The following is a 19,638-nucleotide window of genomic DNA, read 5'->3' as shown; positions in this document are numbered from 1 at the left end:
CTCAATTCATCTCCTGGTCTGGTGTCAACAGCGAATCGACAAGTTCGATCCAGTGCGTGACGTTGGAGCGGCCCGCGCTGTTCAGGTGCGTCTGGCAGCCGACGTTGGCAGTAACAATCGCGTCCGGCCGTCCGGTTTCGAGCGCGTCGAGCTTATTGTCGCGCAATTGCTTCGCGATTTCCGGTTGCGTGAGCGAATACGTTCCAGCCGAGCCACAGCACAGGTGTGCGTTCGCCACGCCAGTCAGCCCGAAGCCAAGCCGCGCGAGCACGGCTTCGACCTTGCCGCCCAGCCGCTGTGCGTGCTGCAGCGTGCACGGGCAATGGAACGCAATCTGCTTTGCGGCGGCAGGCGCGAGCGCGTTGAGCTGTTCAAGCGGCTCGGCGGCGATCACCTCGACGAGGTCGCGCGCAAGCGCGCTCACGCGCCGCGCCTTGTCCGCGTAGGCCGGATCGAAACGCAGCAGATCACCGTACTCCTTCACGAACGCGCCGCATCCGCTTGCCGTCATGACGATCGCCTCGGCGCCCGCCTCGATTGCGGGCCACCATGCGTCGATATTGCGCCGCGCACGCTGAAGGCCCGCCTCCTGCGCGTCCATGTGGTAGTCGTTTGCACCGCAGCAACCGGCCTGCGGCGCCGGCGTCACGCCGATCCCGAGCCGGTCGAACACGCGTGCGGCAGCGGCGTTCGTGTTCGGCGCAAGCGACGGTTGCACGCAGCCTTCGAGCATCAGCACGCGGCGCGTATGGCGCGCGGTCTGCTGCATGGACGGTCGCGGGCTCGCCACGGGCGCACGTGCGGGAATCTTGTCGCGCAGCGTTTCGGGCAACGCCGCGCGCGCCACGCGGCCCGCGCCGAGCAGCGCGGCGAACAAGGCAGGCCGCGACACCGCATGACGCAGCCCCGCCCGCAGCCAGCGCTCGCGCGCCGGACGCACCGTGCGGCGCGCAACCTCGGCCCGGCCGATGTCGAGCAGCGCGTGATAGCGCACGCCCGAAGGGCACGTCGTTTCGCAGTTGCGGCAGCTGAGGCACCGGTCGAGATGCAGTTGCGTCTTCTCGGTGACGGGCTCTCCTTCGAGCAGCTGTTTGATCAGATAAATGCGGCCGCGCGGCCCGTCAAGCTCGTTGCCGAGCAACTGGTAGGTCGGGCAGGTCGCGTTGCAGAACCCGCAGTGCACGCACGCGCGCAGGATCGATTCCGCCTCTTCGGCGCGCTCGAGAGACTGCGCCGCTTCGCTCAGATTGGTTTGCATCGGACAGAATTTTCGGGTTCACAGATCCGCGTACATGCGGCCCGGGTTGAAGATCCCCAGCGGGTCGAGCTGCGTTTTGAGGCGCTTGTGCAATTGCATGAGCGGCCCGGGCAGCAGCTGGAACGGCGCGTCGGTGACGCCCGGCGCAAACGCAGTTGCATGGCCGCCCAGTTCGCGCGCGATGCGGCGCACTTCGTTTGCGCCCGCATCGGTCTTGAGCCAGCGCTGTGCGCCGCCCCAGTCGAGCAGCGCGTCGCCCGGCAACGCCACATGCGGCGCCGCAACGGGCAGCGACAGACGCCACAGCGGACGCGCATCGTCGAAGAACGGCAGTGCGAAGTCGCGCAGTTGCGTCCAGAACGATTCGTGCGCCTCGACGCCGCCAATCGTTTCTTGTGCGCCGCGCACCGAGCCGACGCCGCCTTCCAGACGCACTTGCAGCACCCCGTCGGCGTGGCATGCGCCGGTGACGGGCAGCCCCGCGCGGCGCCAGCCCGCGATGCGCTCGCGCGCCACCTCCGGCGTGAGTTCGAGCGCGACGTAGCGCGTCGCGCGCGGTTTGGGCAGCACCTTGAACGACACTTCGGTCACGAGCCCGAGGCAGCCGAAGCTCCCCGTCATCAAGCGCGACACGTCAAAACCCGCGACGTTCTTCATGACCTCGCCGCCGAAACGCAGCGGGTTGCCGTCGCTCGAAATGATGCGGCAGCCGAGCACGAAGTCGCGCACCGAGCCCGCCCACGGACGCCGCGGCCCGGACAGGCCGGTGACAAACACGCCGCCCACCGTGGCCGCCCCGCCGAACGCGGGCGCCTCGAACGGCAGCATCTGGCCGGCTGCATCGAGCGCGGCCTCGACTTCGGAGAAAGGTGTGCCCGCACGCACCGTCACGACGAGTTCGGTCGGGTCGTAGGTCACGATCCCGCGATGTCCGCGTGTGTCGATTGTCTGCGCAACGACCGTGCGTCCGAGAAACGCCTTGCTGTCGCCACCGCGAATGCGAAGCGGCGTGCCCGCGGCGCGCGCCGCTTCGACCTGTGCGATCAATGCAGCGCTATCGTCCATCGAATTCAGTTCGCGTCGCATTAAAACCGCTCCAGTCCAGGAAACAGAAGTTGACCGCCGTGAACGTGCATCTTTCCGAACTCGGCGCAGCGATGCAGCGTCGGGATGTTCTTGCCGGGATTGAGCAGGCGCGACGGATCGAACGCGCCCTTGACCGCGTGGAAATACTCGATCTCGGTGTGCCTGAACTGCACGCACATCTGATTGATCTTCTCGCGCCCGACGCCGTGCTCGCCCGTGATACTGCCGCCCACCTCGACGCACAGTTCGAGAATCCGGCCGCCGAGCGCCTCGGCGCGGTCCATTTCGCCGGGCTGGTTTGCGTCGAACAGAATGAGCGGGTGCATGTTGCCGTCGCCCGCATGGAACACGTTCGCCACCCGCAAGCCGAACTCGTCGGCCAGCGCGGCGATGCCTTTGAGCACGCGCGGCAACTCGCGACGCGGAATCGTGCCGTCCATGCAGTAGTAATCGGGCGAAATGCGGCCCACGGCCCCGAATGCGTTCTTGCGGCCCGCCCAGAAACGCAGGCGCTCGGCCTCGTCGCGCGCGACCCGCAACTCCACGGCACCGGCCTCGCGCAGCAACGCACCGACGCGCTCGGTGTCTTCCTCAACGTCATCGCGCGCGCCATCGAGTTCACACAGCAGGATCGCTTCGGCGTCGACGGGGTAGCCCGCGTGAACGAAATCTTCGGCTGCGCGGATCGACAGGTTGTCCATCATTTCGAGGCCGCCGGGAATCACGCCCTCGCCGATGATCTTCGCCACGGCTGCGCCCGCGCAGGTGACGTCGTCGAAGCTCGCCAGCAGCGTCTTGACGCTCGTCGGCTTCGGCAGCAGCTTGACCGTCACTTCGACGACGATGCCCAGCGTCCCCTCCGAGCCCGTGAAGAGCGCGAGCAGATCGAAGCCGGGGCTATCGAGCGCATCGGAACCGAGCGTGACCTGTTCGCCGTCGATGGTCAGCATCTCGACCTTCAGGACGTTGTGGACGGTCAGGCCGTACTTGAGGCAATGCACGCCTCCGGCGTTCTCCGCAACATTGCCGCCGATCGAGCAGGCAATCTGCGACGACGGGTCGGGGGCGTAATGGAGACCGTACGGCTCGGCCGCCTGCGAGATCGCGAGGTTGCGCACGCCCGGCTGCACGCGCGCGACGCATGCTTCGAGATCGATATCGAGGATCCGGTTGAACTTCGACATCACGAGCAGGATGCCCTTTTCGAGCGGCATCGCGCCACCCGAGAGACCCGTGCCCGCGCCGCGCGCCACAACCGGCACGCCGCGCGCGGCTGCGGTTTGCAACACGGTCTGCACCTCCTCGACAGTCGACGGCAGCACGACGAGGAGCGGAACGTTGCGATAGGCAGCGAGGCCGTCGCATTCGAATGGCCGCAAATCCTCACGCTCGGTCAGGATTTCCATTTCGGGCGCACGCGCGCGTAGCGCCGCCACGAGTTCGACGCGGTCGACTGTCGGCAGCGGGCCGTCGATCGACTCGTCATACATGAAGCTCATTTCCGGTATCTCCGTCATGTGCCCGGCGCAGGCCGCGCCTGATTTTGAATTCCGCCGATTCTTCTGGGTACGCGCCCCGCTGTCCAGAGCCCGCAGCAGTGGTCATACCAGTTTTTTCAAGGCGTCTCGTCTCAGCACCGCCGCATGGCCCTCAAAACCAGCAACAACTTGATTTATGCCAAAATTGCGTCCGTTAACTCAAAGTGGTCATACCAGTGACGATGAAGGAAGAAACGGCTGTCACCCGGCGCGTCGCCGACGTCGTGGCCGAGCGAATCGAGAAGCTGATTGTCGAGGGCGTACTCAAGGCCGGTCAGGCGCTGCCGTCCGAGCGGCGCCTCACGGAAAAGCTCGGCGTATCGCGCACCGCGCTACGCGAAGGGATGAAGTTGCTGCGCGCGCGCGGCATCATCGAGACGCTGCACGGCAAGGGCTCGTTCGTCTCGAACCTGAGCGAACAAAAGCAGATCACGCCGATGATGCACCTGCTCGCGTCGCAGCCGCGCACCCTCTATGACCTGTTCGAGGTGCGCGAGATGCTCGAAGCGGAGGCCGCGCGGCTCGCGGCGCGCCGCGGAACCCAGGCCGATTTCATCCTGATCACGCGGCGCTACGAGGAGATGATTGCGCCACAAGCGCAGGATTTGAGACCGGACGAACGCGCGAAGCTCGATCACGCGTTTCATCGCGCGATCTGCGAAGCGTCGCACAACCCGGTGCTCGTCAACACGCTGCAGTCGCTGACCGATCTGCTGCTGAGTTCGGTGTTTGCGTCCGTCAACAATCTCTACCACCGCGAGCCGCTCAAGAAGCAGATCGACCGCCAGCATGCCCGCCTTTACAACGCGGTCACGGGCAGACTGCCCGAGCAGGCACGCAAGGCCGCGAGCGAGCATATCCGCAACGTCATCGACTATCTGCGCGAGATCGAAAGCGAGGAGCAGCGGCTCGTGCGAGCCACGCTTCGGCTCGAAGGATGGAAGTAGGCACGCGCACGGCGTGCCTTGGCGGCCGATAGCGTCGAGCCGCTTACGGCCTCGCGATGAGCTGGTGGTGCGCCGTCACGCCAATGTCGCCGCGCAGCTTGCCGTGCGATTTCCCATCGGAGTGGTAGACCACCAGCACGGCGTTGTCGTGCGTGAGCGGCGCGGGAGCGATCGTGGTCAGCACCGCGTTGCCTTCGGCGGCGGGCGCGCCCTCTTGCGCGACGAACACCTGCGGATCCAGCAGTGCCTTTTGCCCGGTTTCTTTGGAGAAGAACGCGGCATGGGTTTCAAACTGCAGCACCTGGGTTTCATCGGCGGCATGCGCACCGAGTGCGGTCATGCCAACCGTTACAACCAGAACTTTGAGTGTATGAGCGAGTTTCATCGCAGTATCGTTTTCCTGTTTATCTACTGTGGATACTCTGCCAGTTCAAACTATAGCGTCCTTTAAAACCCGGTCCGCGGTTCCCGGCGTTATTTCCACGATACTTGAAATATTGAAATGTTTCGACTATCCTTTCACGCATGAATTCCAACCTCGCCGTGCGCGCCCTCGGTGCGCTTGCCCACGATTCGCGTCTCGCGATATTCCGCGCCCTCGTCGTTGCCGGTGCCGACGGCATGCCGGCCGGAGAAATCGCGCAGCAACTGGGGCTTACCCCGTCGAGTCTGTCGTTTCATCTGAAAGACCTGTCCCACGCAGAACTCGTGAAGTCGCGGCAGGACGGTCGCTTCGTCATCTACACCGCCAACTTCGACGCGATGACGGGCTTGATCGGTTTCCTCACCGAGAATTGCTGCTCCGGTGCGACCTGCACCGCGAGCGATCTCTCCAACGCCTGCGGAGGCAAGCAATGAAACGCATGCACATTCACGTGTCGGTCGAGAATCTCGACGACAGCATCCGCTTTTATCGCGCGATATTCGGCAATGCCGAGCCGACCGTGTTGAAGCCTGACTACTGCAAATGGGAGCTGACCGACCCGGCCGTCAACTTCGCGATTTCGAAGCGTGGCGCAAAAACAGGCGTCGATCACATCGGCATTCAGGTTGAGACCGATAACGAACTGGCCGAGATGAATGCGCGTTTCGCTGCGGCGCAATTGCCGGTTGACGAGCAAATCGGCACGACGTGCTGCTATGCGAAGTCGGACAAGACGTGGACCGTCGATCCGCAAGGTGTCGCGTGGGAGACGTTTCGCACGCTTGAAGCCGCGCCGGTTTTTGGCACGTCGCACGAACCGGCTGTGACATCGGCCGCATGCTGTGTGCCGGTCGAATCACGCGTGACATTGCGGAGCCGTGGATGAGCGACAAAGTCTACTCAGTGCTGATCCTCTGCACGGGCAACAGTGCGCGCAGCATCATGGCTGAAGCGCTGTTCAACATCCTCGGCAAAGGGCGATTCCGCGCGTATAGCGCAGGCAGCCATCCGGCTGGCAAGGTGAATCCGTTCGCGGCGGAACGCTGCGCGGCGTTCGGTTACGACACCTCGAACCTGCGCAGCAAGAGCTGGGACGAGTTCGCGAGCCCCGAAGCGCCGCAGATGGATTTCGTGATCACCGTCTGCGATCAGGCGGCTGGCGAGACCTGCCCGTTCTGGCCCGGCACGCCGCTGACTGCGCATTGGGGCTTCGAGGATCCGGCGGCCTTCGTTGGATCGGACGAAGCGAAACGCCACGAATTCGACAAGGTGTTCCGGCAAATCATGAACCGTGTGATGCAGTTCGTGAATCTGCCGCTGCACATGCTCGACCATGCAGCAATCCACCGCGAAATGCGGGCAATCGGCGAACGTGCACCGGAGATAGCCAATGGCCAGCACTGATACGGCCGTCTCCGGCCGTCGCCCGGCGATTGGATTCTTCGAACGTTATCTGACCGTCTGGGTCGCGCTGTGTATCGTCGGCGGGATCGTGCTCGGGCAGGTGCTGCCCGAGGTGTTTCAGACCATTGGCCGGATGGAAGTCGCGCACGTGAACCTGCCGGTCGGCGCGCTGATCTGGGTAATGATCGTGCCGATGCTGGTGAAAATCGACTTCGCTGCGATGGGACAGGTTGGCCGCCAGTGGCGCGGGATCGGCGTAACGCTCTTCGTGAACTGGCTCATCAAGCCGTTTTCGATGGCGCTGCTCGGCTGGATCTTCATCCGGCAGGTGTTTGCGCCGTGGCTGCCCGCCGGGCAACTGGACAGTTACATCGCCGGACTGATTCTTCTGGCCGCCGCGCCGTGTACCGCGATGGTGTTCGTGTGGTCGCAACTATGTAAAGGCGATCCCTATTTCACGTTATCGCAGGTCGCGTTGAACGATACGATCATGGTCATTGCGTTCGCGCCGCTGGTCGCGCTGCTGCTCGGCTTGTCGTCCATTACCGTGCCGTGGAATACGCTGCTGATCTCGGTCGCGCTGTACATCCTGATTCCGGTCGCCATCGCGCAACTGGTGCGACGCCACCTGCTCGCCAAGGGCGAGGCCCATTTTCAGCGAACGGTCGCGCGCTTTGGCCCGTGGTCGATCGGCGCGTTGCTGGCCACGCTCGTGCTGCTGTTCGCGTTCCAGGGACAGGCCATCGTGAGCGAACCGCTCGTGATCGTCATGCTGGCCGTGCCGATCCTGATTCAGGTGCTGCTCAACTCCGGACTCGCGTATCTGCTCAATCGCCGGCTCGGCGTCGCGCACTGCGTGGCCGGTCCTTCGAGCCTGATCGGCGCCAGCAATTTCTTCGAGTTGGCCGTCGCAACTGCAATCAGCCTGTTCGGATTTCATTCCGGCGCGGCGCTGGCGACCGTCGTTGGCGTACTGATCGAGGTGCCGGTCATGCTGTTCGTCGTTGGTGTCGTCAATCGTTCGCAGCACTGGTACGAACGCCGACGCCGCATTTCGGCAGCCTGATGCCGCGCAATCTCACGGCATCAGTAGTAGCGCCACTCGTCAGCGATTTCGTTGGCGAGCGCGACTTTCTTTCGAACTGTTTCGGCGATGTCGGCCTGCAACGGGTCCGTTTTATCTAACTGCTTGAACAGAAATTTCAGCGCAGCGGAATTGATCGGACGCAACACGCGGCCGTCGATGGCTGACATCCGTCGTACGTTGCGCTTCGCTGCACCCACCAGATTGCGTGTCGCGCTGAGATCGGGCATCAGGCCGGTGCTCGCCCGAAGTCGCGCGCCAGGTTCAGCCGCGTAATCTGGAGACTGTCCAAGCAGATCCGAATCAACGACAAGATCCGCGCTCTTCAGCGTCTTCCAGACGCAAAGAATCCGAAGAGCGATAAATGCCCGATAGGCGTCGCTGCCATCGACCGTTTTTCAGACATTGACATCACATCACTGGATCGCGATGACGACTTCCGCTGTTGCTTTGTATTTTCCGGCGGAAACCTCCCCTTTCCCCGGATGAAACGCCTCGAAGGTCGCATTGACCGTGCGCGTGTAGTAGTCCCAGTTGCTGTCCGAGCCGGTTTGCGTTGCATCCTGGAGCACCGGATACCAGCCGTCCTTGGCGCCGCCCATCGTGAGGTAACGGCTGGTGAGGAAATATATCGGTGTCGTGCCGTTCGATCCGTACAGCACGACGCTAACGCCCTTTGCCACATTCTTCCCGCCGTAGCCGTCAGACAGCAGATCAGTCACGGCGCTTCCGCCCGTTACGAGTCCCAGTGGTCTCGCGTACGCAGCGTTCTCCTCCCGAGCCATGATGCCCATTGCGGTCTGATTGGCACCCGTTCCGCTACTGAGTTTGCCGAATCCGCTTTCGCACTGAATGTCGATCGTGATCGGCATCGTGGCCTTCTCGCCGCCCTCGAGCTCCGCCACCGACATCGGCCGAAAATTAACCACCGGCGTCGTATTGCGCACGGCACAGGTCACCTTTCCGGTTCGTACGTTGAGATTCGGCTTCGGGTTAATCGCGCCGGGCCAGTCGTTATGCCAGCCCGACCAGTTGTTGTTGTGATCGGCGCCAACGGAGAGGTTTGGGCTCATGGCGTTGAGGCCTGCCCCCCCCTTGAACGCGACGTACGCAATCGGCTGCATCCAGGAATCCGTTTCTGAACCGCAGGCCTTGCATTGATACAGATCGACCTTGTACCGGCTGAAATCTTTCACTTTCACGAGAGTCCAGCCCTGCTCATCCTTATCCAGGTTCTTCATCTGCCGCGCCAGCCAGTAGCGCGTCACCACCTGATTCGTGTCCAGGTTAGTCACGCGCGATATGATGTCCTTCTCCGGGAAGCGGTAGGTACCGGGGATGCCGGAAATGTGGCTAATATCGTCCTTGCCAGCATTCGGGTTGTCGCCGTTCGTCGAGAAGAATTCGTGCAATTCGCCTGCATCGGGAGAGCACCGGAACAATACCTGTTCGCCTCTGTAGCTACCGACGCCTTCGCGGCCCATATCGTCGAGCGAGGCGGTGCTGCTTCCGATCAAGTCGCCGTCGTTGGAAAAACCGGTTATCTGGACCGTCATGGGATACGCGCCTTGCCCCGCAGCGTCAGCGGCACCCGCCCAAGGTTTATAGTACAAGCCGGGTTGCGTATACCTCGGCGAGTTCTTCTTTTTCATTTCGGTTTCGATCTTCCAGCAACCCTTCTCATGCGATGCAGCCAGGACGGAACCTGGTACGAGTGCCATTGCCAGAAACGCTAGTGTTGCCGCGCAGGTACTTTGCCGCGTACGCATTGTTTTCGATATCATATTAATTTTTACGTTACCTTTAAAAATGCTGAATAAGCGGCGAAATGAGTAGCCGCGCCTGGCTCCATGAGCCAATAGTGGGATCTATTTAGTCACTCTTAGCAATTCTGTTTTCGTGCTGTCGGCGTCAGTGCAGCAGTTAAACAGGTCCGCGAGAACAAAGACACAAAGAAGCAGCAGCTTTCTCAGGATCATCCGGAGATCGAGACCGGCGCCGCACAGCGCCGCGTGGAAGAGCTGTCGCTCCACATCACACATCCCCCGCCCTGCAAATCTCGCAACACCATTTCGGCCTCCAGGATCCGTCGCACAAGGCGCTCCGAATTGTTCAGTGCCGACTCAGTAAACGCAGGCGGGTCCGGCATTCATGCCGGACCCGCGCATTGCCACTACAACTCGGTGATCGCCGGCTGGTTCTCGCCAATCGCCACCAGCCTCTGGTGGGTATCCTGTGCTGCCAGGAAGTCTCGTCGCAGTACATCGAAACGCTCAACGACGTAGCACAGCATAAGCGGAGCGAGCCCGACGAGATAAATCAACGCGAAATTGCGCTGCATATCAAGCATGTCGAAGCCCACGCACAACACGATGCTCCAGACAGTCATCGCGATGAAATAGCACACACAACGTCGCAATTTGCTCAACTTGAAGAACGCGCCGCCGCTGGGGGAAAGCTTCATAAAGCGTTTATCGAGTATTCCCAGCATCAGTTCTCCGGTCATTGCAAAGCGCCTGGACTTGCCGGCAAACAGGAGCAGAAGCACATGCACGATCGACATCAGAATCAGGAACGCCACGATGAAAGCCGGGTTCCCGTAGCCATGCTGCAGATCGAATGCCGGCTTGCGCGCAATCGGCAGCACCAATGCGAGATTGATCAGCATCGTAAAAAGAAGGTCCATGCCGATGATATCAAGCACCCGGACTCTGGACCGCTCTTCATGCATGGCGAGATTTTCCACACTATCGATCACTCTTTTCACCTGCATCTTCGCGGCCATTTTTGCGGTGAACTGCACCAGTTTTGGCTGTAATGTCAGGCAAAATAAAAATATGAAGATATGAATGTTCGACTGGAACAACGCATACGCCGGGATGCAGACAAGGGCCGTCAACACAAACCCCAACAACGCGCCCCGCACGGGATACGGCAAGAATTTGACCAGAATCGGCGGAACGCTTTCTTCCATATACTGCTTGCGGCGCTCCTTCGAATCAAATAACTTCACCGAGCACATCACATAGAACCAGTAGCCACGGCTATCACGTAACAACGCATAAATCAGTGACGCACTCATTACACCAAGCGACACAACCAGTTCGGCAAGCGAGATATCCAGAATATTCCGCGTGATCGATGCGGCAAAAAATGCCGTCATCGGCAGAATAAAAACGAATACAGAAAAAAGATGCTTGCGCAGATAAACTTCAAAACTCGGAATCATCGATTTCACTCATTGAACGCGTCCGAAAACGCACCGGATGGCCGGACCATCAGAACATCGGACTATCGGACCATCGGTCTCAACACCAATCAGGGAAACATGAGACCGTCATCTGATCCCCCATCGCGTAGTGCGCGAGCATGCCGCCCATAACCTTGCGCGTACTCATCTCAACGAACTCGCTATAGCCTTCGCGATAGACCGCTTCCATCGTTTCGCGCCAACGCACCGTCTGCGTCAGGTGATCCGAGAGGTTGTCCACGATCTGCCCGACCTCATCGACGGGCGCCGCCGTGAGGTTCATGTAAATGGGCCTTTCTGGCGCCCGGATCGGCAATCCCTTCAATGCCTCATAGAGTCGCGAGCGTGCGGGCACCATCAGATCGCTGTGCCATGCTCCATTGACCGGCAGTTTGAGCGTGCCATAGCCATCGCGTTGCAACTGCGCAGCCAGTGCACGCACGTCGTCCGCGTTACCGGACAAAACCTGTTGACTCGGCGAGTTATCGTTTGCAATCTGTACCGGGCCGTGCCACGTTTGCCCGTCGATATAGCGCTGCAGGGTCGCGCGATCGATCGACTTGATCACGTACATTGCCCCGTCGCTATTTTCTGCCATCTCCTGCATCAGCGTCGCCCGGATGACAATGCTTCTGAACAGCGTTTCGAGATCGAATGCCCCAGCTGCATACAGCGCGGCATATTCTCCCGCGCTATGGCCGGCGAACACCGCGTTCTCGATATGCACCGAATCCTGAAGCTTTTCGAACATCGCAACACTGACGGTCGTAACAGCCAATTGCTGGAAGCGCGTCTGCGTCAGCTGGGACATCGGGCCTTTCTGGCAAAGTCTGCGCACATCGATTCCCGATATGTCGCTGGCACAGTCCCATACCACTTCGCTGCGAGGAGAAACGCCACGCACTTCGGCGCCCATGCCGACTGCCGGCATCCCTTGCCCCTGGAACAGGAACACGTGATTCCGGATCACACGATCAGATGACAAACCGAACGCCTGCATAGATTGTTTTCCTCTGCCCAAATTGACCAAATTCAGATTGCTGCGACCCAAAGCTAAATGAGGTGCCTGCATGTAGCACGGTGTTCTTCGATACGCTGGTGCTCAGGTTTGCCTTCAACACCGTGCCCCCATCGGCCAGACTGGTTGTGGAAGACACGCTCCAGCCCACTTTGCGAAGCTGCTCCGTCTTCGAACTCGCGAACAGCGTGATGTAGTGCTTGCCGAGAAAGTTATTGCCCCGATTGGCGTTGTCAGTCTCCACCGCCAACAGGTTTGCGTATTGCCCATAAAGCGGCGCTAGCGACGCCCCCAACCCGGTCGGAAGACCGGCCGCAAATCCGCCATTGACGAATCTGACTGTCTTGAAGTAATTCCGCCATTCACTGCGGCTATAGCCTTCGGTTTGTCCGAAGTACTCGATGCCGTATTCCGTACGACTGGAGTCGGTATATCGCAGCCCGACGGCGAGGTTCGCGGTCAGTCTCCGGCTGTTCTGCCCGAATGGATCGCCGACATTGCCGTATTGCTGAATGGCGGTTGCCGCCTCCATATTCAGATGACGCCAGCGCTCACCTCGTGCAACCGCGGACTCCATACTCAGGATCAGGTTGTCGTTGACATATCCACTAACGCCCAAACCCAACGCGTTGTACGACGACCCGGCCACCATATTGACCGTGGGATTGAAATCGCTGAATTTGCTGGTGGTAAACGCGCCGTAGAACCGGTTGGTCGAATTCGTGCGTTCGAGCATGCTCCATTTTTCTGCCGACTCGCGAAACGAATCGTTAGTCGTCAGCTTGGGGAGCGCCGCAAGTTCGAACGTGCCTGAATCGGCATACACCGTGCCGCCAACTCCGATCGACCCCTCCTCGTAAAAGCTATTGGGATTGTTGCTATCGGCATTCACCGTGGCGGAACGGGGATGGCCAGATGTATTGCGCAGCAAGTCCAGCGGATTCATCGAGAACATGAAGCCGTTACTGCGCTTGATTTTCCCAATGTCGATGAACACCTTTTCGGACGGCGTATAGGTCAGGTAAGCCTCGGTTGCGATCGCCAACGCGCTGTTCTGCTTTCCGTCGAGCACACCGGGCTCACGCACCGAGCTGGCGTATTGCAGAACACCGCTCGCGGTTGCCTTCAGGTTGTCGGCCAGCATGCAGCTTCCGCTTGCCGCCGCGTATGTGTTGATCGTGAAGTTGTCGCGAAACGCCTCGCCATTCGGATGCCAAAGCCCCTGGCTCTTAAGTGCGCCGACTCCCTCCGTGCCGACATAGCCACGCCCGGAATTGCATGACATGGCGTGTGCGGGCGACATATAACCGTGGGCAATCAACACGGCACACACCGTGAGGCTGAGTCTGTTATTCATGAACTATCGGTCCCGTCAAATGGTCACCATGCTGAACGTAGTCGTCCAGCACGTCAGTTCAGCCGCATCAGGTAGTCTTTCTGAAAATAACTTTCCGGAAGCGATTCAAGACGAACGTCCGAATAATTCATCGTTGTGTAATTGCCTTTCTGCAGCGCGTCTTCCACGACAATCTGAAGCGGCCTCACCCTGCCCGCGGCCATCTGGTAGTTTTTATAATAAGAACGCTTCATCACCAGGTTGGAGTCCGACATGAAATCGGCACGGTAAGGATAGTAGGTGTCCTTCTCGACCCAGTATGTGATCTTCGGATAGGTCACGTGCAGCCAGCGTCGAACCAGTTGCAACCGGTAGCATGTCTTGTCGCCGCAACGCTCCTCGCCCTGCAATTGAGAAATGTACGAGTAGTCGAAATCAGCGGCCACAACGTCACCATTGGAAATCTGTCCGATCAAACGCTGCTGCTTCGAAATAGGAATGGGCCGTCGCAGATCAGGCGCGTAGTACCACATCTTCTCGAAATCAGAAAACATGGCCTTTCCTTTATCGCTCGCGGGCGACACAAAGCGCACCAGCGCCCTGGCATCGCCTTGCTCGTGACCCGGACCTGGCTTGTAGAAGCGCATCGATACGTCCAATTGTTGCTGCGAGGCACTCTGGCTTTGCCTGAATGCCTCGAGCCGCAGCGTATAGCGAAACGGCTGATCCGGCGCGCGGACGCGATCTGCATTGCGAATGATCCCCTGGGCTCGCGCGTCCTGCTGAACGCCAACCTCCGAAGCCGCGGTGTCGGCATTGACGGCCGACTGAGCAGCCGAGGCACAAGCGGTCACCGCGATCAGTAGCGCCGCAAAAAACCTATGGTCGAGTTTCAAATCTCATTTCCTGCATGGAATGACAGACGTCACCTGAAGATTGCCTGTGCAACAACCGTCTTCACGCCCGCAGTGCTGTGCCAAGATCGGCCTGCAGAATCTCGCCTCGAATCGCCGAGGATTCCGGCGAAATGAGGAACGACACGATATTGGCCACTTCGTCCGGTTCAACCAGCCAGCGGCGCTTTTCCTGATCGCTTTTCGCGCACATGTCCGGCCACATTTCCTTGAGAAACGGAAACATGTCCGTGTTGACCACGCCCGCGCAAATCCCATTGACCCTGACGTTCTCGTCATAAAGCTCGACCTCAAGGTATCGCACCAGGTTTTCGAGCGCGGATTTCATGATCCCCAGCGGATACTTATCAAGAACGCGCTGGCTTCCAAGGCTGGAGATCGCGCAGATCGTGCCGCCTTGAGTCATGAAGGGAACGGTTTCGTTCACGCACGCCACGTTTCCAACCAGATTGCTGTTCAACAGCAGCTTCCAGTCGAAGCGGTTCATGTCCGAGAAATGCTTGAAAGGCGCGCTAGCGGCGTTCAGCACCAGGTGATCGATTCTGTCGATACCCTGATTACGAAGGCTCCTGTACATGTTCTCGACGTCGCGCGTTTCTGCAATGTCTGCCTTGACCAGCGTAACCTCGATCTCTTTCGCCACGTCGCTTTGCTCGAACTGCTTCAGATTGGCAATGCTCTTGCCCTGGTCCGAGCGATAGTTGAGGATCAAATCGTAGCCTTGCGCAGCAAGCTTTTGCGCAATCGCGAGTCCGATACCGCGGCCCGCACCTGTAATCAAAACCCGCTGATTCTTTTTCATATTCATACCTTGGATTAAACAAACCGGAACGCTTCCGCGATCACCAGATTGGCTGCACGACGGGACGGAATGATCGAGGCGATCACGGCCGTCACAAGCGGCAATGCGCAGGCGAACCAGAACAGGTGGTAATCACTGTTCCACAATACAAAAGCCAGATAGCCTTGGGTATAACCGGGAGAGGGCGGCATCGGAATGCCGTTAATGTTGATCAGCTCTGCAATACCGATACCCAGCACCACACTAATCACGGCGCCGAAAATGCCGATCATGATGCCCTCGAGCATGAACAGTCGCCCGATATGACGCTTCTTGAGCCCGAGTGCGCGCAGCGTGGCAATCTCGCGTGTTCTCTCGACCACGCTCATCATCAACGTATTGCCGATCATGAACACCACGATTACGCTCACCAACGCTTTGACGAAGAAGAAAATTCCCTCGAACAGATTGACGACCTGGTGATAGAACACCGCCAGATCACTCCATGAACGGGTTTCCAGCGACAGATCGTGATCCGCGATCAACTGGTTGACGCGTTTCATCACGCTGTCCGTCTGATCCGTGTCGTGCAACAGAACGATGATTTTGCTGACGTTCGACGTCTGCAAAAGTTGCTGGGCCGTCTGCAACGGAAGCTTGATTGTGGTGTCGTCGTATTGCTTGATTCCGGACTGGAACACCCCGCGAATCTGAGCCGACATTGCATTCTGACCACCGCCCGGCGTGACGACGAGCATGTCGGCCCATTCGTCATATCCGGCCTTCAGGGCGGACGAGATACCTGAGCCGATCGTCGCGCCATTCAACTCCACGCGCGACAGATCGCTGCCCGACACGATCTGATCGAACGAACCGAGCATCAGCGATGTCTTCGGATCAATTCCGACACCCGAGAAGAACGTCGACACCCCGCTCTCGTAGTGGGAAATGATCCCGGAAAATTCAACCTGACCGGTAATCGTGTTGATCTTCGATCCGATCTCCGGATCGGAAAGCAGAAGATTTTTCACCTCGTCATAGTTCGAGATGCTGTACGTCATGGTTCCGGTCGCCGCACCACTTTCCAGATAACCCTTCTTGTAGAGCTGGATATGTCCAAGATTGGTTCGGATCGTCTGCTCGCGCAACGCCCAGTACGAGTAGTCGACAAAGCCGCCGAATATGAAAACCGATATCCCGCCCAACACGATCGCCAGTAGCGTGATACCCGAGCGGCGGCGATGACGCAAGAGATTCAAAAAGGTGTACTGAATATCTGTGCGGCGAAAAATTATCGCACCAACCACCACAACCAACGCATAGATCATGATTACGTTGGACACGTAAAACAATGCTTTCGTCATGCCTCACCTCCCACGGCGGCTTGCAACACCTCGCTGATTTCCGTCCGCGTCAGGAACGGCACGGCGGCACGGCCGGATTGCTTCATCTGATCAGGTGCAGCACGGTCCGCTACGCCGCAAGACTTTTGGGCGCGCGCTTTCATCATCGAGATCATCGTATCCAGCGACGCTGGCGCCCTACCGTTTTGCGTCATAAAGTCGATGTCTTTGAGCGCAACGACACAGCGACCGTTTCTTGCCGGGACGAATGCATCCATACGCGTGCGCAAATAGCGCAGCCGCCAGTTGTCCGGCGAACTCTCTGCCGCCTCGTCAATGTAGAAAAAGCCCTCTTTCGAAAACTCTGCCGCCTTGATGTAATTCTTGTTTTTCAGATAATCGCCGGCGAGAAACAGTAAGCCGTAGCCGTAATACATCTCGGCATACCGGTCGTCCGGGTTGGCAACGATATACGATTCCAGTACCCCAACTGCATTCCTGACGTCGGATGGTGACGTTGGTCCGGCGATCTGCAAGATCGCCTCGTTACGTGCATTGCCCCGGTTCTGCTCGACCATCCCGGCTATCGTCTGCCGCACTGTCTCCGCTTCATCCGTATGCGCGTCGGCATATGCGAGTGTGAACCTTGTTGAAAGCAGCATCACCAATAGTATTCCCGCGATGCGCTTAAGCCTCGACGTGACCATCCTTCAACCTCCCATCCTCAATTTCGATCACGCGCCTTGCCATATCTCTAAGCTGCGGTGAATGCGTGGATATCACAAACGTCGTTTGCAGCGCCTGGTTCATTTCGAGCAGCAGTTCGATGATTTCGTGACCTGTTCGGGTATCGAGATTGCCAGTGGGCTCGTCCGCAACCACGAGCGCCGGACGCTTGACCAATGCGCGCGCGATTGCGACACGCTGCTGCTGCCCGCCGGACAATTCGTCTGGCCGCCGGGTGTAGTGCTGTATCAGGCCGACCTTTTCGATCATCTCCATCACATCTTCGCGAGCGGCGCCACGACTGCGTCCGTTCAGCATCAGCGGGTAATAGACGTTATCGAAAACGCTCAGTACCGGCAGCAGATTAAAAAACTGGAAGACAAACCCGACCGAATCGGCCCGCAGTCTGGCCGCCTGTAGGTCATTCAAGGCGGACAGGTCGTGATTCATCAGGAAGACCTTGCCTTCCGTCGGGCTGTCGATCCCCGCCATCAAATTCAACAACGTGCTCTTACCGCTGCCGGACGGTCCACAAAGGGCGATGAACTCGCCCCGGCTCACCGTCGCGGTGACGTCCTTCAGTGCATGAACGGTGTTGCGCTCTCGTCCATAACGCTTGCTTGCACCCTGCAGCGAAACAATGGGCAATGGCTCTGCAATCCTGCTGCTCATGGTGTTCCTTTTCGCCGTTGCGGCGGTAATACGGATCGGCTTGAATCCAGTGCCAACGTGTATGCGGGCGATTCTTCATAAACCAGATATCCATCCGGAGAAATCCACGAACGGCGGTTTAACGCGTCTCTGGTACTGTGCGTCTGAACCAGACACAACGGGGATGTCGAACTCGCGAGGTTCGGCAGCCGCGCGCTACCATAGCTGACGTACTCGCTGGACACCCGGTCGATCCGTTCACCAATCGGATCGAGCATGCGCTTGTCGAGTTTCTCTCCGACCGATGCCGGTCCACATGCCTTTGGAAACCGCAACGCAAAAGTGGTGAAATCGTAGTCGGCCGCGGCAAACCGGGAAGTGCGATCGGCACTACTCCCGTCCTCTATCTTCACCAGCAAGCCACCGTTCAGCGGGTCGCGCTGGCCGTTGATCAGCCTCTTTCTCCCGTTGTTGACTTCCTGTGCCTCGAAGGCAACATCGTCCCGGGAATCAAACCAGACTACATCGGCATAGTCATATTTAATCCGTGAAAGGAAAGCCCGATAGTCGAAATTGATCTCGCCCGCCAGCCGGTACAGCTGCTTCTCGGGAACCCAGTTCAGCCGGACCTGATAGCTTCCGATCTCCCTGCTGCTACCGGGTGCGTAGACGCGATACACGGCCCGGTAGTTTTCATACGCGGGCTCAGCCACACAATTCGCCGCCAATAAACCAAGCATTGTCGCCACAGTAGATTGCAATCCGGGTAGCACGAACTTAACCATTTGCGCCACTCCAGCACTCGATCAGCCAGATTCCTGCCTGTCCATCATCGGCGCTGATGAGCGCATGGCGCCGTTGCTGAAGCTGTCCAGTCGAATGAAGATGAGATAACGCGAGCATCGGATTCAGGCACGCGCTGTCGCCGTACATATCGCAGATGGAAAAATAGTTCGCTTTGTGCTCAAGCCGATCAAACGCACCGCTCTCCAATGCCTGCATTGCGCTGCTGGGATGCATGCCTGCATAGACGCTTGCCGTGTCTTCGCCTGTCGAGGCGCGCCAACGTTCTGTCAATTCCCTTCGCGCCCGGCGAGAATGTTCCGGTAGCAGGAAATAGTCCGAGACGTTGAGGGCGATGCCCGCGCCAGGATCCTTGCGTAAAATCACACACCCTGACCGCTCGATGGAGTAGTTGATCGTGCTGTTCAGATGGGTCTTTGCTCGCCCGTGCAGCGCATTGGCGCTCGACGCCTCCGAGAGCACCATGCCGGGAAAGGCACGGAAGATCCCGAATAACAGCACGGTGTCGACTTCACCGGAGTTCAGCACATCCGCCGCCACGCGCAGGCCTTGCAGAAAGCCACTTCGTTCGCCACGCAGCTTGCACGAAAACGCACTCACCCCATATTCCCGCGCGATTGCCTTTGGCAACAGATCCAGACTAACCGCATCGCGCCAGCTATTCGGCGTCTCGAAGATGGAGCTCTCCCCCCACGCATCGAAATAAACCAATGCCGACCGCTGCCTGCGGATCTGGTTTTCCATCTTTCGGCTCAGACAGTCGAAAGCCTTTTTACACGCGGTGCTCAGACTGTTGAGAGCCTCGCGGTAATGCGCCCGGCGCAGATCCTCCGGCGACCGGGATTCAGGCTTCATACCAAAGCGCTTAAACGTCCAGGTCTCTTTTCCCTGACGACGCTGTGCAAGTTTGTGAAATTGTGCTTCCCTGACGTTAACCCAGCTCGGCTTGAAATCGACAAACCCGGCATCGCTTTCAACCACTCCAAGTCCGATCATGCTGATCGCAGTATCCGGAGGGCCCAGTTTTTCCATTTTTTCCACGGCAGTCTTCGTCAATTAGCAAACGTCCTGTTT

The 19,638-nt window shown here is 59.1% G+C and carries 21 protein-coding genes; 5 read left to right on the top strand and 16 right to left on the bottom strand.

All coding sequences use genetic code 11. From position 1 onward, the window contains the following. Position 1 precedes the first annotated feature (1 nt). The 3 genes from glcF to glcD are packed head-to-tail and all read right to left on the bottom strand — an operon-like array spanning position 2 to position 3,843. Positions 2-1,258: a glycolate oxidase subunit GlcF gene (glcF, locus tag ACFPTO_RS13320; protein ID WP_377711812.1), complete on the bottom strand. Its 1,257-nt coding sequence runs from the start codon at positions 1,256-1,258 to the stop codon at positions 2-4. Between the two features lie 18 nt (positions 1,259-1,276). Beyond that, a complete protein-coding gene (gene glcE, locus ACFPTO_RS13315) occupies positions 1,277-2,344 on the bottom strand; it encodes a glycolate oxidase subunit GlcE (RefSeq protein WP_377711811.1) in 1,068 nt (355 codons plus the stop codon). Next, positions 2,344-3,843: a glycolate oxidase subunit GlcD gene (gene glcD / locus ACFPTO_RS13310; RefSeq protein ID WP_377711810.1), complete on the bottom strand. Its 1,500-nt coding sequence runs from the start codon at positions 3,841-3,843 to the stop codon at positions 2,344-2,346. Before glcD ends, glcE begins: the two co-directional genes overlap by 1 nt. 221 nt (positions 3,844-4,064) lie before the next feature. Between glcD and glcC the strand changes: the two genes are divergently transcribed. Continuing rightward, positions 4,065-4,829 carry a transcriptional regulator GlcC gene (glcC, locus tag ACFPTO_RS13305; protein WP_377711809.1) on the top strand — a complete coding sequence of 255 codons (765 nt, stop codon included), beginning with the start codon at positions 4,065-4,067 and terminating at the stop codon, positions 4,827-4,829. Between the two features lie 43 nt (positions 4,830-4,872). Here glcC and ACFPTO_RS13300 read toward each other — a convergent pair whose 3' ends face one another. Further along, entirely contained in the window at positions 4,873-5,214 is a 342-nt protein-coding gene (locus ACFPTO_RS13300; RefSeq protein WP_377711808.1) for a hypothetical protein, read from the bottom strand. A gap of 140 nt (positions 5,215-5,354) precedes the next feature. Between ACFPTO_RS13300 and ACFPTO_RS13295 the strand changes: the two genes are divergently transcribed. Genes ACFPTO_RS13295 through arsB form a run of 4 tightly spaced genes read left to right on the top strand, consistent with a single transcriptional unit; the run spans position 5,355 to position 7,723 of the window. Then, positions 5,355-5,687, top strand: a complete 333-nt coding sequence (locus tag ACFPTO_RS13295) for an ArsR/SmtB family transcription factor (protein WP_377711807.1) — start codon at positions 5,355-5,357, stop codon at positions 5,685-5,687. Continuing rightward, positions 5,684-6,139 (top strand): ArsI/CadI family heavy metal resistance metalloenzyme, encoded by a 456-nt coding sequence (locus ACFPTO_RS13290; protein ID WP_377711806.1) that lies wholly within the window; start codon positions 5,684-5,686, stop codon positions 6,137-6,139. The genes ACFPTO_RS13295 and ACFPTO_RS13290 overlap by 4 nt, the downstream gene beginning before the upstream one ends. Then, positions 6,136-6,657, top strand: a complete 522-nt coding sequence (locus ACFPTO_RS13285; RefSeq protein WP_377711805.1) for an arsenate reductase ArsC — start codon at positions 6,136-6,138, stop codon at positions 6,655-6,657. The genes ACFPTO_RS13290 and ACFPTO_RS13285 overlap by 4 nt, the downstream gene beginning before the upstream one ends. Next, positions 6,644-7,723 (top strand): ACR3 family arsenite efflux transporter, encoded by a 1,080-nt coding sequence (gene arsB, locus ACFPTO_RS13280; RefSeq protein ID WP_377711804.1) that lies wholly within the window; start codon positions 6,644-6,646, stop codon positions 7,721-7,723. The genes ACFPTO_RS13285 and arsB overlap by 14 nt, the downstream gene beginning before the upstream one ends. Positions 7,724-7,743: 20 nt before the next feature. Here the strand turns inward: arsB and ACFPTO_RS13275 are convergent, their stop codons facing one another. The 12 genes from ACFPTO_RS13275 to ACFPTO_RS13220 all read right to left on the bottom strand — a co-directional run bounded on the left by ACFPTO_RS13275 (position 7,744) and on the right by ACFPTO_RS13220 (position 19,620). Continuing rightward, positions 7,744-7,971, bottom strand: coding sequence for a hypothetical protein (locus ACFPTO_RS13275; RefSeq protein WP_377711803.1), 228 nt, complete (start codon positions 7,969-7,971; stop codon positions 7,744-7,746). A gap of 186 nt (positions 7,972-8,157) precedes the next feature. Continuing rightward, positions 8,158-9,393 carry a fimbrial protein gene (locus ACFPTO_RS13270; RefSeq protein WP_377711802.1) on the bottom strand — a complete coding sequence of 412 codons (1,236 nt, stop codon included), beginning with the start codon at positions 9,391-9,393 and terminating at the stop codon, positions 8,158-8,160. A gap of 521 nt (positions 9,394-9,914) precedes the next feature. Continuing rightward, positions 9,915-10,979 (bottom strand): hypothetical protein, encoded by a 1,065-nt coding sequence (locus ACFPTO_RS13265; RefSeq protein WP_377711801.1) that lies wholly within the window; start codon positions 10,977-10,979, stop codon positions 9,915-9,917. A gap of 70 nt (positions 10,980-11,049) precedes the next feature. Beyond that, complete coding sequence (locus tag ACFPTO_RS13260) at positions 11,050-11,991, bottom strand: ACP S-malonyltransferase (protein WP_377711800.1); 942 nt, start codon at positions 11,989-11,991, stop codon at positions 11,050-11,052. Next, on the bottom strand, positions 11,966-13,366 hold the full coding sequence (locus ACFPTO_RS13255) for a hypothetical protein (RefSeq protein WP_377711799.1): 1,401 nt from the start codon (positions 13,364-13,366) through the stop codon (positions 11,966-11,968). The genes ACFPTO_RS13260 and ACFPTO_RS13255 overlap by 26 nt, the downstream gene beginning before the upstream one ends. Positions 13,367-13,419: 53 nt before the next feature. Then, positions 13,420-14,241, bottom strand: coding sequence for an outer membrane lipoprotein-sorting protein (locus tag ACFPTO_RS13250; RefSeq protein ID WP_377711798.1), 822 nt, complete (start codon positions 14,239-14,241; stop codon positions 13,420-13,422). A 61-nt stretch (positions 14,242-14,302) separates the two neighbouring features. Further along, positions 14,303-15,061 (bottom strand): SDR family oxidoreductase, encoded by a 759-nt coding sequence (locus tag ACFPTO_RS13245; protein WP_377711797.1) that lies wholly within the window; start codon positions 15,059-15,061, stop codon positions 14,303-14,305. Positions 15,062-15,075: 14 nt separating this feature from the next. Then, on the bottom strand, positions 15,076-16,404 hold the full coding sequence (locus tag ACFPTO_RS13240; protein WP_377711796.1) for an ABC transporter permease: 1,329 nt from the start codon (positions 16,402-16,404) through the stop codon (positions 15,076-15,078). Beyond that, complete coding sequence (locus ACFPTO_RS13235; protein ID WP_377711795.1) at positions 16,401-17,051, bottom strand: hypothetical protein; 651 nt, start codon at positions 17,049-17,051, stop codon at positions 16,401-16,403. The genes ACFPTO_RS13240 and ACFPTO_RS13235 overlap by 4 nt, the downstream gene beginning before the upstream one ends. Before the next feature lie 19 nt (positions 17,052-17,070). Further along, positions 17,071-17,781, bottom strand: coding sequence for an ABC transporter ATP-binding protein (locus ACFPTO_RS13230; protein WP_377711794.1), 711 nt, complete (start codon positions 17,779-17,781; stop codon positions 17,071-17,073). Next, the gene (locus tag ACFPTO_RS13225; protein WP_377711793.1) at positions 17,778-18,545 is read right to left on the bottom strand and encodes a hypothetical protein; all 768 of its coding nucleotides are present in this window, start codon (positions 18,543-18,545) and stop codon (positions 17,778-17,780) included. Before ACFPTO_RS13225 ends, ACFPTO_RS13230 begins: the two co-directional genes overlap by 4 nt. Further along, complete coding sequence (locus ACFPTO_RS13220; protein ID WP_377711792.1) at positions 18,538-19,620, bottom strand: hypothetical protein; 1,083 nt, start codon at positions 19,618-19,620, stop codon at positions 18,538-18,540. Before ACFPTO_RS13220 ends, ACFPTO_RS13225 begins: the two co-directional genes overlap by 8 nt. Positions 19,621-19,638 lie beyond the last annotated feature (18 nt).

It is taken from the genome of Paraburkholderia denitrificans, from assembly GCF_042655705.1.
GTDB classification, from domain to species: Bacteria; Pseudomonadota; Gammaproteobacteria; order Burkholderiales; family Burkholderiaceae; genus Paraburkholderia; species Paraburkholderia denitrificans.
This window is presented reverse-complemented; position numbering and strand designations above follow the sequence as displayed.

Excerpts from the sequence above, each read along its gene's own strand:
- glcF (WP_377711812.1), bottom strand. The coding sequence starts at position 1,258 with ATGCAAACCAATCTGAGCGAAGCGGCGCAGTCTCTCGAGCGCGCCGAA.
- glcE (WP_377711811.1), bottom strand. The coding sequence starts at position 2,344 with ATGCGACGCGAACTGAATTCGATGGACGATAGCGCTGCATTGATCGCA.
- glcD (WP_377711810.1), bottom strand. The coding sequence starts at position 3,843 with ATGAGCTTCATGTATGACGAGTCGATCGACGGCCCGCTGCCGACAGTC.
- glcC (WP_377711809.1), top strand. The coding sequence starts at position 4,065 with ATGAAGGAAGAAACGGCTGTCACCCGGCGCGTCGCCGACGTCGTGGCC.
- ACFPTO_RS13300 (WP_377711808.1), bottom strand. The coding sequence starts at position 5,214 with ATGAAACTCGCTCATACACTCAAAGTTCTGGTTGTAACGGTTGGCATG.
- ACFPTO_RS13295 (WP_377711807.1), top strand. The coding sequence starts at position 5,355 with ATGAATTCCAACCTCGCCGTGCGCGCCCTCGGTGCGCTTGCCCACGAT.
- ACFPTO_RS13290 (WP_377711806.1), top strand. The coding sequence starts at position 5,684 with ATGAAACGCATGCACATTCACGTGTCGGTCGAGAATCTCGACGACAGC.
- ACFPTO_RS13285 (WP_377711805.1), top strand. The coding sequence starts at position 6,136 with ATGAGCGACAAAGTCTACTCAGTGCTGATCCTCTGCACGGGCAACAGT.
- arsB (WP_377711804.1), top strand. The coding sequence starts at position 6,644 with ATGGCCAGCACTGATACGGCCGTCTCCGGCCGTCGCCCGGCGATTGGA.
- ACFPTO_RS13275 (WP_377711803.1), bottom strand. The coding sequence starts at position 7,971 with ATGCCCGATCTCAGCGCGACACGCAATCTGGTGGGTGCAGCGAAGCGC.
- ACFPTO_RS13270 (WP_377711802.1), bottom strand. The coding sequence starts at position 9,393 with ATGAAAAAGAAGAACTCGCCGAGGTATACGCAACCCGGCTTGTACTAT.
- ACFPTO_RS13260 (WP_377711800.1), bottom strand. The coding sequence starts at position 11,991 with ATGCAGGCGTTCGGTTTGTCATCTGATCGTGTGATCCGGAATCACGTG.
- ACFPTO_RS13255 (WP_377711799.1), bottom strand. The coding sequence starts at position 13,366 with ATGAATAACAGACTCAGCCTCACGGTGTGTGCCGTGTTGATTGCCCAC.
- ACFPTO_RS13245 (WP_377711797.1), bottom strand. The coding sequence starts at position 15,061 with ATGAAAAAGAATCAGCGGGTTTTGATTACAGGTGCGGGCCGCGGTATC.
- ACFPTO_RS13240 (WP_377711796.1), bottom strand. The coding sequence starts at position 16,404 with ATGACGAAAGCATTGTTTTACGTGTCCAACGTAATCATGATCTATGCG.
- ACFPTO_RS13230 (WP_377711794.1), bottom strand. The coding sequence starts at position 17,781 with ATGAGCAGCAGGATTGCAGAGCCATTGCCCATTGTTTCGCTGCAGGGT.
- ACFPTO_RS13225 (WP_377711793.1), bottom strand. The coding sequence starts at position 18,545 with ATGGTTAAGTTCGTGCTACCCGGATTGCAATCTACTGTGGCGACAATG.